Annotated in this window: 11 protein-coding genes; 2 read left to right on the plus strand and 9 right to left on the minus strand. The window is 73.0% G+C overall.

The genetic code is table 11. From position 1 onward, the window contains the following. Positions 1–94: 94 nt before the first annotated feature. Positions 95–742: a response regulator gene (locus ACZ7GJ_RS10925; RefSeq protein WP_470750880.1), complete on the minus strand. Its 648-nt coding sequence runs from the start codon at positions 740–742 to the stop codon at positions 95–97. Next, the gene (locus ACZ7GJ_RS10930) at positions 727–1,992 is read right to left on the minus strand and encodes a sensor histidine kinase (RefSeq protein WP_470750882.1); all 1,266 of its coding nucleotides are present in this window, start codon (positions 1,990–1,992) and stop codon (positions 727–729) included. Before ACZ7GJ_RS10930 ends, ACZ7GJ_RS10925 begins: the two co-directional genes overlap by 16 nt. Positions 1,993–2,124: 132 nt before the next feature. On the opposite strand from ACZ7GJ_RS10930, the gene ACZ7GJ_RS10935 reads away from it, so the two are divergent. Then, positions 2,125–2,886 (plus strand): ABC transporter ATP-binding protein, encoded by a 762-nt coding sequence (locus ACZ7GJ_RS10935; RefSeq protein ID WP_470750883.1) that lies wholly within the window; start codon positions 2,125–2,127, stop codon positions 2,884–2,886. Next, on the plus strand, positions 2,880–5,291 hold the full coding sequence (locus ACZ7GJ_RS10940; RefSeq protein ID WP_470750885.1) for an ABC transporter permease: 2,412 nt from the start codon (positions 2,880–2,882) through the stop codon (positions 5,289–5,291). The genes ACZ7GJ_RS10935 and ACZ7GJ_RS10940 overlap by 7 nt, the downstream gene beginning before the upstream one ends. A gap of 49 nt (positions 5,292–5,340) precedes the next feature. On the opposite strand, the gene ACZ7GJ_RS10945 is transcribed toward ACZ7GJ_RS10940, so the two are convergent. The 7 genes from ACZ7GJ_RS10945 to ACZ7GJ_RS10975 all read right to left on the minus strand — a co-directional run bounded on the left by ACZ7GJ_RS10945 (position 5,341) and on the right by ACZ7GJ_RS10975 (position 14,220). Further along, positions 5,341–6,180: a hypothetical protein gene (locus tag ACZ7GJ_RS10945; protein WP_470751058.1), complete on the minus strand. Its 840-nt coding sequence runs from the start codon at positions 6,178–6,180 to the stop codon at positions 5,341–5,343. A gap of 128 nt (positions 6,181–6,308) precedes the next feature. Continuing rightward, positions 6,309–8,399, minus strand: coding sequence for an elongation factor G (gene fusA / locus ACZ7GJ_RS10950; protein ID WP_470750886.1), 2,091 nt, complete (start codon positions 8,397–8,399; stop codon positions 6,309–6,311). 416 nt (positions 8,400–8,815) lie between these two features. Next, positions 8,816–9,583 (minus strand): hypothetical protein, encoded by a 768-nt coding sequence (locus ACZ7GJ_RS10955; protein ID WP_470750888.1) that lies wholly within the window; start codon positions 9,581–9,583, stop codon positions 8,816–8,818. A gap of 116 nt (positions 9,584–9,699) precedes the next feature. Beyond that, on the minus strand, positions 9,700–9,966 hold the full coding sequence (locus ACZ7GJ_RS10960; protein WP_470750889.1) for a protealysin inhibitor emfourin: 267 nt from the start codon (positions 9,964–9,966) through the stop codon (positions 9,700–9,702). A gap of 18 nt (positions 9,967–9,984) precedes the next feature. Next, positions 9,985–10,995, minus strand: a complete 1,011-nt coding sequence (locus ACZ7GJ_RS10965; protein WP_470751059.1) for a M4 family metallopeptidase — start codon at positions 10,993–10,995, stop codon at positions 9,985–9,987. Between the two features lie 224 nt (positions 10,996–11,219). Beyond that, entirely contained in the window at positions 11,220–12,161 is a 942-nt protein-coding gene (locus ACZ7GJ_RS10970) for a nitroreductase/quinone reductase family protein (RefSeq protein ID WP_470750890.1), read from the minus strand. 331 nt (positions 12,162–12,492) lie between these two features. Beyond that, positions 12,493–14,220 (minus strand): GH25 family lysozyme, encoded by a 1,728-nt coding sequence (locus ACZ7GJ_RS10975; RefSeq protein WP_470750892.1) that lies wholly within the window; start codon positions 14,218–14,220, stop codon positions 12,493–12,495. Positions 14,221–14,302 lie beyond the last annotated feature (82 nt).

Consider the following 14,302-nt stretch of genomic DNA (forward strand, 5'->3'; position numbering starts at 1 on the left):
GCCGTCCGCCGGGGGCCGTACGGGTTCCACGCGAACGCCCTGTTCCCCGCAGCGCCGGAAGGCACCGCGGGGAACAGGGCCTCAGCAGCAGTCCTCAGTCCCGCAGGAACGCCAGCACCGCGAGCACCCTGCGGTGCGTGTTGTCGGTCTGCGGCAGGTCCAGCTTGGTGAGGATGGAGCCGATGTGCTTGCCCACCGCGGCCTCCGAGACCACCAGCTCCCGCGCGATCGCCCCGTTCGACCTGCCCTGGGCGACCAGCGCGAGCACTTCCCGTTCGCGCGGGGTGAGCCGCTCCAGCGGATCGCGGCGGCGGCGCAGCAACTGCCGTACGACCTCGGGGTCCACCACCGTGCCGCCCGAGGCGACCTCGGTGAGCGCGTCGAGGAACTCCTCCACCTGGCCCACGCGGTCCTTCAGCAGATAGCCGACCGCGGTCCCGTCGCCGGAGTCGAGCAGGTCGGCGGCGTACGCACGCTGTACGTACTGGCTCAGTACGAGCACGGGCAGCCCGGGACGCTCGGTCCGCAGCCGCACCGCGGCCCTGAGCCCCTCGTCCTGGAGCCCCGGGGGCATCCGGACGTCGGTGACCACGATGTCGGGGGAGTGCTCGGCGACCGCACCGAGCAGAGCCTCGGCGTCACCGACGGCGGCGACCACCGTATGGCCACCGCGGCCGAGCAGCCCGATGAGCCCCTCGCGCAGCAGCACGCTGTCCTCGGCCAGTACTACGCGCAGCGGCAAGGGATCTCCATTCGCAACACCGTCGGGCCGCCCGCCGGCGCCTTCAGGGAGAGTGTGCCATCGAGCACCGCCACCCGGTCGGCCAGCCCGACCAGTCCGCTGCCCGCCGCGAAGTCGGCGCCGCCGCGGCCGTCGTCGCCGATCTCCAGCACGAGCCTGCCGGCGCGGTGCCCGCCGTGCACCCAGGCGCGGGCGGCGCCACTGTGCTTGGCCACATTGGCCAGGGCCTCGTTCACCACGAAGTACGCGGCCGCCTCCACCGCTTCGGGCAGCCGGCCCGGAAGGTCCACCGCCACCTCGACGGGGACGGGGGAGCGGTCCGCCGCGTCCTGGACGGCGGCCTCCAGACCGTAGTCGGCCAGCACCTGCGGGTGGATGTTGTGAATGAGCTCCCGCAACTCGGTCAGCGCCTTGCCGGCCTCGTCCTGCGCGGCGGCCAGCCGATCGGCCAGCGGTCCCGCGGGTACGTCCAGCCGGGCCAGCCCCAACGCCATCGACAGGGCGACGAGCCGCTGCTGCGCCCCGTCGTGCAGATCGCGCTCGATCCGCCTGCGTTCCGCCTCGAACGCGTCGACCAGCCGCGCCCGGGACCGTACGAGGTCCCGTACCTCCGGCCCCTCCCGCACCAGCATCGCCCGGGCCAGCGCCGCCCGGGCGCCGGCCGCCACCCCGAGCACGTACCCGGCGGCGGCGAGGCAGGCGAGGCCGACGGCCATGACGCCAAACGCCCCGGGATACGAGGTCACCGTCCACAGCTTCACCACCCTCAGTTCGCGCCCGCCCCCGACGGTCGCGAACAGCACCGGAGCGGCCGCCGCCGCCAGCGGACACACCAGCACCGACGTGACCAGCAACGCCTCCAGCGGCCACACCACGCACGCCAGCAGCGCCGCGTGCGCCAGCTCCCGCCACGTCGCCCGCTCCAGCAGCCGCGTACGCAACCACCCCCACAACCCCGGCACGGGCGGCACCACATGCGCGCCCACCATCGGCGGGGCGCCCATGAGACGAAGCCTGCGCCGCTCCACCGCGGCCACCGGGATCCCGCACAGCGCGGCGAGGACGAGCAGCACCAGCCCCACCACGACGACGGCCAGCACCGTTCCGCTCAGCGTCAGCACCAGGAGCGCCACCAGCGTCACGGCCCCCACGCACACCCCGCCGAGCAGATAGCCCGTCGCGCGCCACGGCCAGGAACCGAGCAGATAGCGGCGCTGCGCCAGGGCCTGCCACACGGAAGTCGGATGCATGTGATCACCCTAGAAGCCCGCGCGTGGACCGGACCATCCGCCCAGTAGGGGTGAGGGGGGTAGGGCCAGGCATACCCCAGGAGTAGGCCCGGCCATGATGTGCCGCCCGTCGTACGCCGGTTGGCTTGAGCCATGGATCAGGAACGCATGGACCACACGGACGACGACGTGATCACCCTCCGGTCGGTGAGCAGGAGGTACGGATCGGGGGAGGGCGCGGTCACGGCCCTGGACCGGGTCTCGCTGTCCCTCCCCAGGGGCAGCTTCACCGCGGTGATGGGCCCCTCCGGCTCGGGGAAGTCCACCTTCCTGCACTGCGCGGCCGGACTCGACCGGCCCACCTCCGGCACCGTCACCCTGGCCGGCACCGAGCTGAGCACGCTCAGCGAGTCCAGGCTGACCAAGCTCCGCCGGGACCGGATCGGCTTCGTCTTCCAGGCCTTCAACCTGCTGCCCTCGCTCACCGCCGCGCAGAACGTCGCGCTCCCGCTGCGCCTGGCCGGCCGCCGCCCCTCCAAGACCCGGGTCTACGAGGCCCTGGCCCAGGTGGGGCTCGCCGAGCGGGCCGGACACCGGCCGGGCGAACTCTCCGGCGGGCAGCAGCAGCGGGTCGCGCTGGCCCGGGCGCTCGTCACCTCGCCCCAGGTGCTCTTCGGGGACGAGCCGACGGGGGCACTGGACACCCGCGCCGGACGGCAGGTCCTGGAACTGCTGCGCGCACTGGTGGACCGCGACGGCCAGAGCGTCGTCATGGTCACCCACGACCCGGTGGCCGCCGCGTACGCCGACCGGGTGCTCTTCCTGGTCGACGGCCGCATCGACGGCGAACTCACCGGCCCGACCGCCGCGGACATCGCCACCCGGATGACCACCCTGGAGGACGCGCCGTGCTGACCCTCGCCCTGGCCACCCTCCGCACCCGCTGGTCCGCCTTCGCCGGCAGCTTCCTCGCCCTCAGCCTCGGCGTCGCCCTCACCGGCGTCATGGGCCTCGTCCTCGCCTCCTCCCTCGACGCACCCCAGCAGCGGCCCGAGCGCTTCGCCGCCGCACCCGTCGTCGTACAGGGCGCGGACACCTTCCCGATACCGACCGGGCGGGGCCCGAAGACCGGCAGGCTGGACCGCCCGCGCCCCCTGCCCCCCGAACTGATCGGGCAGCTGCGCCGGCTCGGGCCGGTCACCGAGGACCGGGCCTTCCCGGTCCGGGCCCGGGGCGGCCCGGCGGACCTCGTCGGACATCCCTGGTCGACCGCGCCGTTCGCCCGCTACGAACTCCAGCAGGGCCGCGCGCCACAGGCCGACGACGAAGCCGTGGCGACCGGCGGCTGGGCCACCCCCGGGCAGCGGCTGGAGACCGACCGGGGCACCGTGCGGATCGTCGGCACCGTAGGCGAACTCGGCTTCGAGCACGCGGTGTTCTACACGGACGTACGCGCCGCACAGCTCGCCCCCCGTACCGAACGGGTGGTCGTCGACGCCGCCGCGGAGCGGGTACGGGAGGTGGTGCGGGACAGCGAGCGGGCCCAGGTGCTCACCGGTGACGACCGCAGGCTCGCCGACGCCGACCCGGACCGCGACGCGCAGGCGCTCATGGCGCTGAACGCCCTCTTCGGGACCGCAGGAGGAGTCACCGCCTTCGTCTCCGTCTTCGTCGTCGCCTCCACCTTCTCCTTCGCCGTCGCCCAGCGCCGCCGGGAGTTCGGCCTGCTGCGCACCGCCGGGGCGACCCCGCGGCAACTGCGGGGCATGGTCAACGCCGAGGCCGCGGCGGTGGGCGTCCTCGCCTCCGCCACGGGTTGCCTGCTCGCCGCCCACGCCGCCCCGCGGCTGGCCTCCTGGACGGTACGGGAGCGACTCGCCCCCGCGTGGTTCGCCCTGGGCGAGCACACCTGGCCGTACCACCTGGCCTTCTGGACCGGCCTGTCGACCGCGCTGCTCGGCTCCGCCGCGGCGTCCTGGCGGGCAGGGCGCACCGCCCCGGTGCAGGCGCTGCGCGAGGCCTCCGTGGACAGCCGCGTCATGACCCCGGGACGCTGGGCCGCCGGCGGCGCCCTGCTGCTGACCGCGCTCGCCACCGTGCTGCTCGCGCTGGCCGACGACCCGGGCGACCTGCTGCACCGCAAGACGTACATGACGCGCCCGCTTCTGCTCATCACCGCATGCGCCCTGCTCACACCGCTCCTGGTGCGCCCGCTCGCCCGGCTGCTGGCCTGGCTCCCCTCCCGGCTGCCCGGCGCGCTCGGCATGCTGGTCCGCGAGAGCGCCGCGGCCGGCGTCCGCCGCACTGCCGCGGTCGCGGCGCCGGTGCTCGTCACGGTGGCGCTGGCGGGATCACTGCTGGGGACCACCGCCACGCTCAACGCGGCGAAAGCCGAAGAGCTGCGGACCCGCACGCTCGCCGACTTCATCGTGGTCCCACCCGCGGGCGGCCTCCCCGAGGAGGAACTGCGGCGGCTGCGCGAGCTGCCCGGCGCGGTGGTCTCCCCCTCCGCGGCGGGAACGGTGTACGCCGTGGAGGACGGCATCGCGCCGGTCCGCTCCGAAGTCCGCGCCGTCGAGCCACAGTTGCTGGCCGGGACGGTACGACTGCCGCTGGTGGCGGGCGACCTGCGTGACCTCGACGACGACTCGATCGTCGTCAACCAGGAGTGGCAGCAGCACACCGTCGGCGCCCACGTCCCCGTATGGCTCCCCGACGGCACACCGCGCACCCTGCGCATCGCCGCGGTGATGCGCACCGGCACCGGCGGCAACGGCGCCTACGTCACCCCGCGCAACGCCGCCGGAGCCCCGGTGGACCGCATAGACGTCCGCGGCGGCTCCTTGGCCGCCCTGCGCGCCGCGGCCCCCTCGGCCGAGGTGTCCACACGCACGCAGTGGTTGCGGGCCGCCGCCCCGGACACCAAGCGCACCACCCGGCTCGGCCTGCTCCTGACCCTGGGCATCGCCCTGCTCTACTCGGCCGTCGCCGTCGCCAACACCCTGGTCATGGCCGCCCGCGACCGGCTGCCGGACCTGGCGGCGTTGCGCCTGGCCGGCGCGACGAAACCCCAACTCCTGCGTCTGGTGACGGGCGAGACCCTGCTCGTCGTGGCCATCGGCACGACCGCCGGCCTGCTCACCACCGGCCTCAACCTGGCGGGCCTGGGGGCCGCGCTCGCCCTGCTCGGCCTCCCCGCGCTCCCCGTGGTCCCCTGGGCCGCGCTGGGCGCCGTGGCCGCCGCCTGCACGGCGATCGCACTGCCCGCGGCCCTGATCCCGGCGGCCCGGTCCCTGCGCCCAGGCGCGAGGACAGCCTGAACGGCCGGTGCCCGAACTGCCGGTGCCCGAACGGTCGTCCGCGAACGGTTCAGGCCCCCAGCGCGCGGGCGAGCCGCAGTCGCTGCCTCCGGGACAGACCCCGGGCCGGCCCCGGACCGTACCGCGGGCTCGCCGGGACGTCGCACCGCGCGATGCCGGGCGCCCGTCCCGCCGGCACCGTCCAGCGGGCCGCCTCCCAGCGGGCTCGCCCCAGGAGGAACTCCGCCGCAGGCACCGCACCCGCGGCCGGGACACCCGCCGAGACCAGCGCCGCGCCGACCACCCCGGGGGCGTCGGCCGGCAGGTCCGCGTCACCCAGCGCCGGCAGCAGGAGCAACAGCCGGGAGCGCGGGTCGTGGACGCCCGGGGCGCCGGTGTCCGGGGTGGCGGCGATGTGCGCCAGCTCCCGCCAGGACAGGCCGGGGCCGGTCCGGTAGCCGTCGTCATCGAAGCCGAGTCGGCGCAGCACGTCGTCGTCCGTCGCGGCGAGGCGCCGGGCACCGCCCCGCAGAGGAGCCCAGTCGGGGTGGGTGACGTAGAACTCCGTCCCCCAGTCCGTGGGGAAGAAGTCGCAGCTCGCCACCCACACGGCGTGACCGCCGCCGAACGGCACCCGGAACCGCCCCACGTCGCGCAGGTGCGCCTCCCACGCGGCGTCGCCGGCGGCGGCGTCCGTGCCGAACCAGTCGGCGACGAGCGGGCCCACCGAGTCGTCCGTGGCCCACATCCGCGCCAAGTAGCCGGCCCAGAAACCCGGCCGGGAGAGCGACCTGTCGCCGCCCGCCACCAGCTCCTCGGCACATCCGTCGGCCGGCGCCGGTGCGGACCGGCGCCCGGCCCAGGCCCGTGCCACGCGACGGACCAGCGGATCATCGTGGAATCTGCTCATCGACACCCGGCAAGACTGCCAGCACCCCACCGCACGCACTACGCGCGCACCGGCGGCGACCGACGCCGCCCGGGCCGGCCCGGACGCCCCGAGGGACGAACGGACCGGCCCGTCCGGCCGCCCCCCGACTACCGGGCCGACGCCGCCAGCACGGCGGCGACCGACGCCGGTACCGCCGCCAGGCCGGCCGGACGGGTGGTGAAGGTGCCCCGGCCCTGGGTCCGGCCGCGCAGCCGGGACGCGTACCCGAACAGCTCGGCCAGCGGCACGGCCGCCGTGATCACCGCGGTGCCGGCCTCCGTGACGGACCCGCAGACCCGGCCGCGGCGCGCGGCGAGGTCGCCGAGAACCGCCCCGACGCCGTCCTCGGGAACGCTCACCGTGACCTCCACGACCGGCTCCAGCAGTTCGAGCGTGCTCGCGCGCAGCGCCTCGCGCAGACCGAAGCGGCCCGCGGCCCGGAACGCCATCTCCGAGGAGTCCTTGGAGTGGGTCGCCCCGTCGCGCAGGGTCACCCGCAGACCCGTCACCGGATGGCCGCCGAGCGGCCCCTCCGCGAGGGCGTCCCGGCAACCGGCCTCGACGGCCCGCGCGTACTCCTGCGGCACCCGGCCGCCGACGACCGTCGACCGGAACTCGAACACCGCCTCCTCCAGCGGCTCGACGTCGAGGACCACATGCGCGAACTGCCCCGATCCACCGTCCTGTTTGACGTGCCGGTGGACGAGACCGGACACACCGCGCACGACGGTCTCCCGGTAGGAGACCTGCGGACGGCCGACGACGACCTCCACGCCCTGGCCGCTGCGGATCTTCTCCACCGCGACCTCCAGATGGAGTTCGCCCATCCCCGACAGAACGGTCTGGCCCGTCTCCGCGTCGGACCGCACGACCAGCGACGGATCCTCCTCGGCGAGCCGCGCCAGCGCGGTCGCGAGCCGGCCCGTGTCGCTGCTGCGGCGGGCCTCGACCGCCACCGACACCACCGCATCGGCCACCGAGGGCGGTTCGAGGACCAGCGGCGCACCCGGCGCGGACAGGGTCGTCCCGGCACGGGCGGCCTTGAGGCCGACCACCGCGACGATGTCACCCGCCACCGCTTCCTCCCGTTCCTCGTGGCGGTCCGCCTGCACCCGCAGGATCCGGCCGACCCGCTCCGTGCGGCCCGTGGCCGCATCCAGTACGGACGCGCCCTTGCGGAGGGTTCCCGCGTAGACGCGCAGGTAGGTGAGGCGCCCGGTCGCCGTCGCCGTCACCTTGAAGGCGAGCGCCGCCAGCGGCTCCGCCGGATCGGCGGCGCGCTCCCGCACCGGGCCGTCGACCGAACCGTCCGCCGTGCCGCGGACCGGCGGCATGTCCGCGGGCGACGGCAGGTACGCCAGGACCGCGTCCAGCAGCGGTTCGATCCCGCGGTTGCGGTACGCCGAGCCGCACAGCACCACCACGCCGTCCCCGCGGAGGGTCAGCTCGCGCAGGGCGCGGGCCAGGGTCTCCCCGGTCAGCGCCGAAGCCGCGCAGAACTCCTCCAGGGCTTCCGCATGGAGTTCGGCCACGGTCTCCTCCAGGAGCCGGCGACGCCGGTCCGCCTCCTCCCGCAGCGGCTCGGGGACCGGCCCCGTCTCGTAGCTGTCCGCGCCGGCGTGCCAGACAAGCGAGCGCATGCCCAGCAGGTCGACCACGCCGGTGAAGCCGTCCTCCCGCCCGATGGGCAGTTGGACCACCAGCGGTACGGCGCCCAGCCGCTCCCGGATCGAGGCGACCGCCGCGTCGAGGTCGGCGCCCGCCCGGTCCAGCTTGTTGACGAACGCGATCCGCGGCACACCGTGCCGGTCGGCCTGCCGCCACACCGACTCGCTCTGCGGCTCGACGCCGGCGACGGCGTCGAACACCGCCACCGCCCCGTCCAGCACCCGCAGGGAACGCTCGACCTCGTCGGAGAAGTCGACGTGCCCCGGGGTGTCGATGAGGTTGACGCGGTGTCCGCCCCAGGTGCAGCTCACGGCCGCGGCGAAGATGGTGATGCCGCGGTCGCGTTCCTGAGCGTCGAAGTCCGTGACGGTGTTCCCGTCGTGGACCTCGCCCCGCTTGTGGATGGCGCCGGTCGCGAACAGGATGCGTTCGGTGATCGTGGTCTTGCCCGCGTCCACGTGGGCGAGGATGCCCAGGTTCCGGACGGTGGTGGGGGAAGTGACGGCGAGGGGTCGCCTGTTGGTGCGCATGGCCCGAGGCCTTTCGAACGACGAGGAAGAGGGCGGCGCGATTCCCGGCCACGGCTCCGCCCGTCCGTCCGCGCGTCGTCGTACGGCGCGTGGCGGCGTACGGGCAGCGGTGGAGGCGGAGGCTAGAGGTGTGACACGGGCATACGGTGACGGCCGCGCGGCCGGCACCGCGCACTGCGAGACACCGGGATCACGTCGTACCGGGACGGGGGAACGAAGGCGGCGGTGCGGTGCATGCACATGGCCCGGTTCCCCTTCTCTTCGACTTCTCTTCGACACGGCGGCAACTGCGCGGTGCCGTTCTCGTGGGCAGCGCGCTCGGCGAGTCTAGGGAGCACACCGGCTCCGGGGCACGTGATTTTCCGGCGCTCGTCCGCGGGCCCCGCCGCGTCGAGCGGGCCTGTGACCGCGGGCGGTCAGAGCAGCAGGTCGCGGGCGAGGGCGAGCATCACGGACCGGGTCTTGGTCTCCCCGGACGACGGCGGGGTGATGTCGAACTCCCGCAGCGCGCGCCCGAGATGTGCTTGTACCTCGGCCGCGTCGGCGAGGTCCGTGCGAACCGAGAGCTCCAGGAAGCGCAGACCGCCCAGGGTGGTCCACTCCTCGATCGCCACGGTGCCGGGGAGGGCGTCCCACTCCTGCTTCCACTTGACCGCCCGCACCGGGCCGAGCGCCGTCAGTTCCTCAAGCTCCTTCTCGGCCACTCCGGCGGTCCGCAACAGTTCCAACTGCGGCTTGATCAGCACGTGGTCGAGCGAGCCGCGCTCGGCGGCCTTGAACGCGACTGCGAAGTTCCGCTCGGCCTGCAGAGAAGCCGCCACGACAGGGGTGAACACGGGGCCGGTCCGGTCCTCCTCGATCGTGAACTCCCACCGCTCGCCCTCCAGGTCCTCCTGCCACGGGGGCGGCAGCGCCGGGCACGGGCGCAGTTTGACGGTGATGTCCGCATCGGTCTTGGGCCCGTGCTCCTCGTGGTCGCGGCGCAGGCGCAGGATGACCTTCCGGTCCAGGAGGGGCAGCACGACTCCGTCGGCGGCCGACCTCCGGGGCTTGTCCCAGAAGTGGATGGCCCGACGGCGCCCGTCCCCGCGGTCGAGCTCCAGCGCTTCGAAGGCCGCCTCGGCCTCCGCGCCGGAAAAGCTGATCTTGATCTCCGCGGACGTGGCTGTCGGCGACTCGGTCATGGTGCCGTTATCGCACGCCGGGTCGGGGCCCGCATCCCGCCCACCACCCTCTCCCACGGCCCCACACCCCCGGACGGCCCAAACGGACCGCCGAGGGGCGGGGGCCCGGGCAGCGGCTACGTGCCGTCCCGGAGCACGCGCTCGACCAGTTCCTCCTGGGCGTCGCTGATGTCGGGGTCGGCGAATTCGACGGTACGGTCGTCCACCGTCACGGTGTAGTGGTAGCCGTCGGGCACACCGGAGACGGGCCCGGGCCCTGCCCCGGCGACGACCTCCAGCGCGAGGCGCTCCAGGTCGGCCGCGTCGGGCAGGCCGGACGTCTCCAGTTCGGCCTTCAGGGTCAGACCGGCGATACCGCCGCTCCTGGTCACCCGGATGCGCATGGCGCCGTGGGGATCCGATCAGCCATTGCCGTTGCCGTTCACACCCACATGGGCCCACGCCTTGAGGACGGCCTCCAGCTCCTCGCCCGAACCGAAGCGGCTGCGCGTGGCGGTGACCGTCGCCTGCGCGAACTCCTTGAAGTCGGCGTTCTTGGAGAGTCCGCCGGAGCTGAGCGCGTCGTACCAGATCTGCCCCGCCCGCTTCCAGGCGGGGCCGCCGATGGCGGTTGCGACCAGGTAGAACGCGTGGTTGGGGATGCCGGAGTTGATGTGGACGCCGCCGTTGTCCTCGTCGGTCTCCAGGAAGTCGTCCATGGTGGCCGGCTGCGGGTCCCTGCCGCCCAGCATGGGGTCGTCGTACGCCGTGCCCGGCGCCTTCAGGGAGCGCAGGGCCTGTCCGCGTACGGCCGGGGTGAACAGGCCCGCGCCGATCAGCCAGTCGGCCTCCTCCGCGGTCTGGCCACGGGTGAACTGCTTGACCAGGGAGCCGAAGACATCGGACATCGACTCGTTGAGGGCGCCCGACTGGTCCTGGTACACGAGATCCGCGGTGTACTGCGTGATGCCGTGGGTGAGTTCGTGGCCGACGATGTCCATCGAGATGGTGAAGTCGTTGAAGACCAGACCGTCTCCGTCGCCGAAGACCATGCGCTCGCCGTCCCAGAAGGCGTTGTTGTACTGGCGGCGGTAGTGGATGGTCGCGTCCAGCGGGAGGTTGGAGTCGTCGATCGAGCGCCGCCCGTAGGCCTTCTCGAAGAAGTCGAAGGTGAGGCCGAGGCTGTCGTAGGCGCGGTTGGCCGTACCCTCCGCCACGGGGTCGCTGCCCTCTGCCCTGACGACGTCACCGGGCAGCGCACGGGTGTGGTGGGTGTCGGAGACCGTTCGGTTGAGGACGGCCGGGCCGACCGCCCGTGTCGCCGTTCTGGGCGCTTCCTGCCGCTTCAGCCGGAACGCGGCGTCGATGGCGAGGGTGTTCTCAGCGGCTTCGCGCACCTTGGGACTGGGTGCTTCGGCGAGCTTCTTGAGCATGTAGGGCGGCAGGATGCCGCAGAAGCAGTTACCGGACTTCGGCTTACGGTGTTCTCCGTAGCCGGCGGATTCAGTGGTCTGCACGTCAAAAAAGCTGCCAGGCGAATGCGGCGGGGGTCACGCACAAACCGGCGATCTCACCCTTGTGGCCCGCCGGAGTGGTCCGAACGGCCGTGCCGTCCCCACCGGGGCGGTGCCACCGTCCGGACCATCCGGTGCTCCTGTCAGACGTCGCCTCCCGCACCGTCCTCGGCCGTGTCCGTGGGGCGGGCCGGCGGCCAGGGAACTTCGGCCAGGAGCGGCAGAATCGATTCCTCTTCGTAGTCGAGGTGCGCGTTCAACTCCGACGACATCCTGGCCAACTCGGAACGCAAGCGCTCCGGCTCATCGATGCCGACACGGGTCAACAGGGCCGCCAGGTCGCTCTGAAGGCGCGCGATCGTGCGGTGTTCCTCGCCGAGGCGGTCGAACACATCGCCCAGGTGGGGGTGGTGGCGGGCGATCCCCGGGAACAAGTGGTCGCCCTCGCTGGTGTGGTGGAACTGAAGGGCCTGGCAGAACGCCAGGCAGCGCTGGCGGATCTGCAGCCCCAGGCTCGGGGCGGGCGGCTCGCCGGGGCCGCGGTGAGCCGCGCGTACGGCGAAGTGGGCGTCGACCTCGGCCTTCACCTGGCTCAACTGGCCGCGCAGCCAGGTGTGTACCTCCATGAGCTTCTCGGCGAGGGTGCCCACCACGAGGGGTGGCTCCCAGCCGTCGGGATCGGCGCGCTCCAGTACGACGACCGGCAGCCGACGGGTGGTGCGTTCCTGGTAGTCGCCGTATCCGGGAGCCACCCGCACGGCATGCGCGAACAGTTCGTCGCGCCGGGCCCCTTCGGCGGGGACCGCGAGGGCCTCGAAGGTCCGGGTACCCGTCTCCACGCGCACCACGGGGTGGGCGAGCAGGTTGTGGTACCAGGCGGGGTGCCGCGGGGCGCCGAGGTTGGACCCGATGAGCAGCAGGGAATCGCCGTGGCGGACGTAACCGAGCGGAGTGGTCCGCGCGGTCCCGGACTTGGCGCCGGTGGTCGTCAGCAGGAGCAGGTCACTGCCTTCGAAAGGTCCGCCGACCTTCCCGCCGTTGGCGCGGAACTCCTCTATGACGGACTGGTTGAAAGACGTGGGCATACGGTTTGTGTCTCCGGAAGATGACAGGCGTGATGTGTACGCAGGGCGGAGCGACCGCACAGCACGGCATGGCGCACATGACGGTGCCGGGGGCTGCGGGAGGGGAAATGACGTGCGGCTGCGCTACGTCATGAAGAGGGCGCGGAGCTTGAGCTCATGGCGGATCCCTTGAGTGAAGGGTGTTCGCCCGACCGCCGGCCGGCCCACTGCTCTTTGGCCGGCGTCACGCGACACCACCGCCATTACACGCGCCGCGTGGTCACCTGTCAATGCGGAAGGCCGGCCGCCGCGTGGTCGCGACGGCCGGCCGGGAGATGCTGTGCGGCGCAGGTCAGGCGCCGCCGGCCACCTTGCCGAGGCCGATCCAGCCGTTGCCGCCGTCGCCGCCGTTCCAGGAGTAGACGGTGGCGCCGCCGTTGGCGTCGCCGAGGATGTAGTCGGCGTGCGTGTCGGCGTCGAAGTCGACGAACTGGACCTTGGGGTGGTCGTTGGTCAGTCCGGCCGCGATCTGGCCCATCGGCTTCCAGCCGCCGCCGACGTCGCCGCCGCGGTTGATGAAGAGGTCGATGCCCCCGCTGGGCTTGACGATGTAGTAGTCGGCCTTGCCGTCGCCGTCGTTGTCGGCGAACCGGATCCGGGTGCGGTCGGTGGTGGCGCCGGTGGTGACGGTGCCGGTGGCCTGCCAGCCGCCGCCGGTGTCGCCGCCGCGGTTGAGGTAGACGCCGACGGCGCCGCTGTCGTTGAAGGTGATGTAGTCGGTCTTGCCGTCGCCGTCCCAGTCCGCGAAGCGGACCTTGCTGGCGTCGTTGGTGATGCCGCCGGCGACCTTGCCGATGCCCTGCCAGCCGCCGCCGACGTCGCCGCCGCGGTTCAGCCAGACGTTCACCGCGCCGCTCGGGTCGATGACGATGTAGTCGAACTTGCCGTCGCCGTCGAAGTCCGCCAGGCGCACGCGGCTGCGGTCGTTGGTGATGCCGCCGGCTATCTGGCCGACGGGCTGCCAGCCGTTCGCGCCGGCCGGGTCCCCGCCGTGGTTGAGCCACACGTTGATCGCACCGCTGTCGGCGACGGTGATGTAGTCGGGGCGCTTGTCCCCGTCGTAGTCGCCCCAGCGCACGCGCTCGCTGCCACCGGCCTCGTTGGACGCCGCGGACATGACCCCCACCGGCGGCTCAGGCCGGACGGTGAGCTGCTGGAGGTCGGCCTCCGTCCCGTTGAAGTTGTTGTGGTCGCCGACGATCGCGCCCTTGTCGGTGTACTGCCAGATGGTGTGGGTGTTCCAGCCCGTGGGGAGCGCACCGATGCTGGTGTTGTAGCTCGCCAGCCACAGCTTGTTCGTGGAGGAGATCTGCGCGTCCGAACCGACGCACTGGTTCCACCAGAGGGTCGAGGTGTAGACGATCGCGTCGAGCCCGGTGGCGGCCTTGTATGTGGCGGTGAAGTCCCGGATCCACTCGGACAGCTGGGCCTTGGTCAGCCCGTAGCAGGAATTGACCCCGGTCGACGTGTAGGGGTTCCATTCCACGTCGAGGACGCCCGGCAGGGTCTTGCCGTCGGCCGTCCAGCCGCCGCCGTTGTTGAGGAAGTGGGTGGCCTGGGCTGCACCGCTCGACTTGTTCGGCAGGGCGAAGTGGTAGGCGCCCGCCTTCATGCCGACGTTCTGGGCGCCCGGCAGCTGGGTGCCCAGGTAGGGGTTCTTGTACTCGCCGCCCTCGGTGGCCTTGACGTAGGCGAAGCGGTTGCCCGCGTTCCAGAGGCCGGGCCAGTCGACATTGGTGCCCTGCCAGCTGGATACGTCGACGCCCTCGACGCCGGTGGCCGCGCCGGCGGCCGCACCCGCGGAGGGTGCCTGGAGCGAGCGGGACTCCTTGGATATCCCCTCGTGCAGACGAACGCCATCGCCCATCTTGGCCTCGCCCTCCTTCTTGGGGAGGGGCGCGGGCGTCTGGTTGCTGGTGACGCCCTGACTGCCGTCCGCAGCCATCGCCGGTACCGCGGCCAGTGCCAGGGACACCATCGGCAGGGCAACGGCGATGCTGAGGATTCTGTTTCGTGACAAGTGCTCGCTCACAGTCTGAGAGTCGGACCTCTGAAGATCTCAGACTCTAATACCGGCCAGGCGGCCCACCGGCTCGGGGTCG

The organism is Streptomyces sp. NPDC037242 (assembly GCF_055604165.1).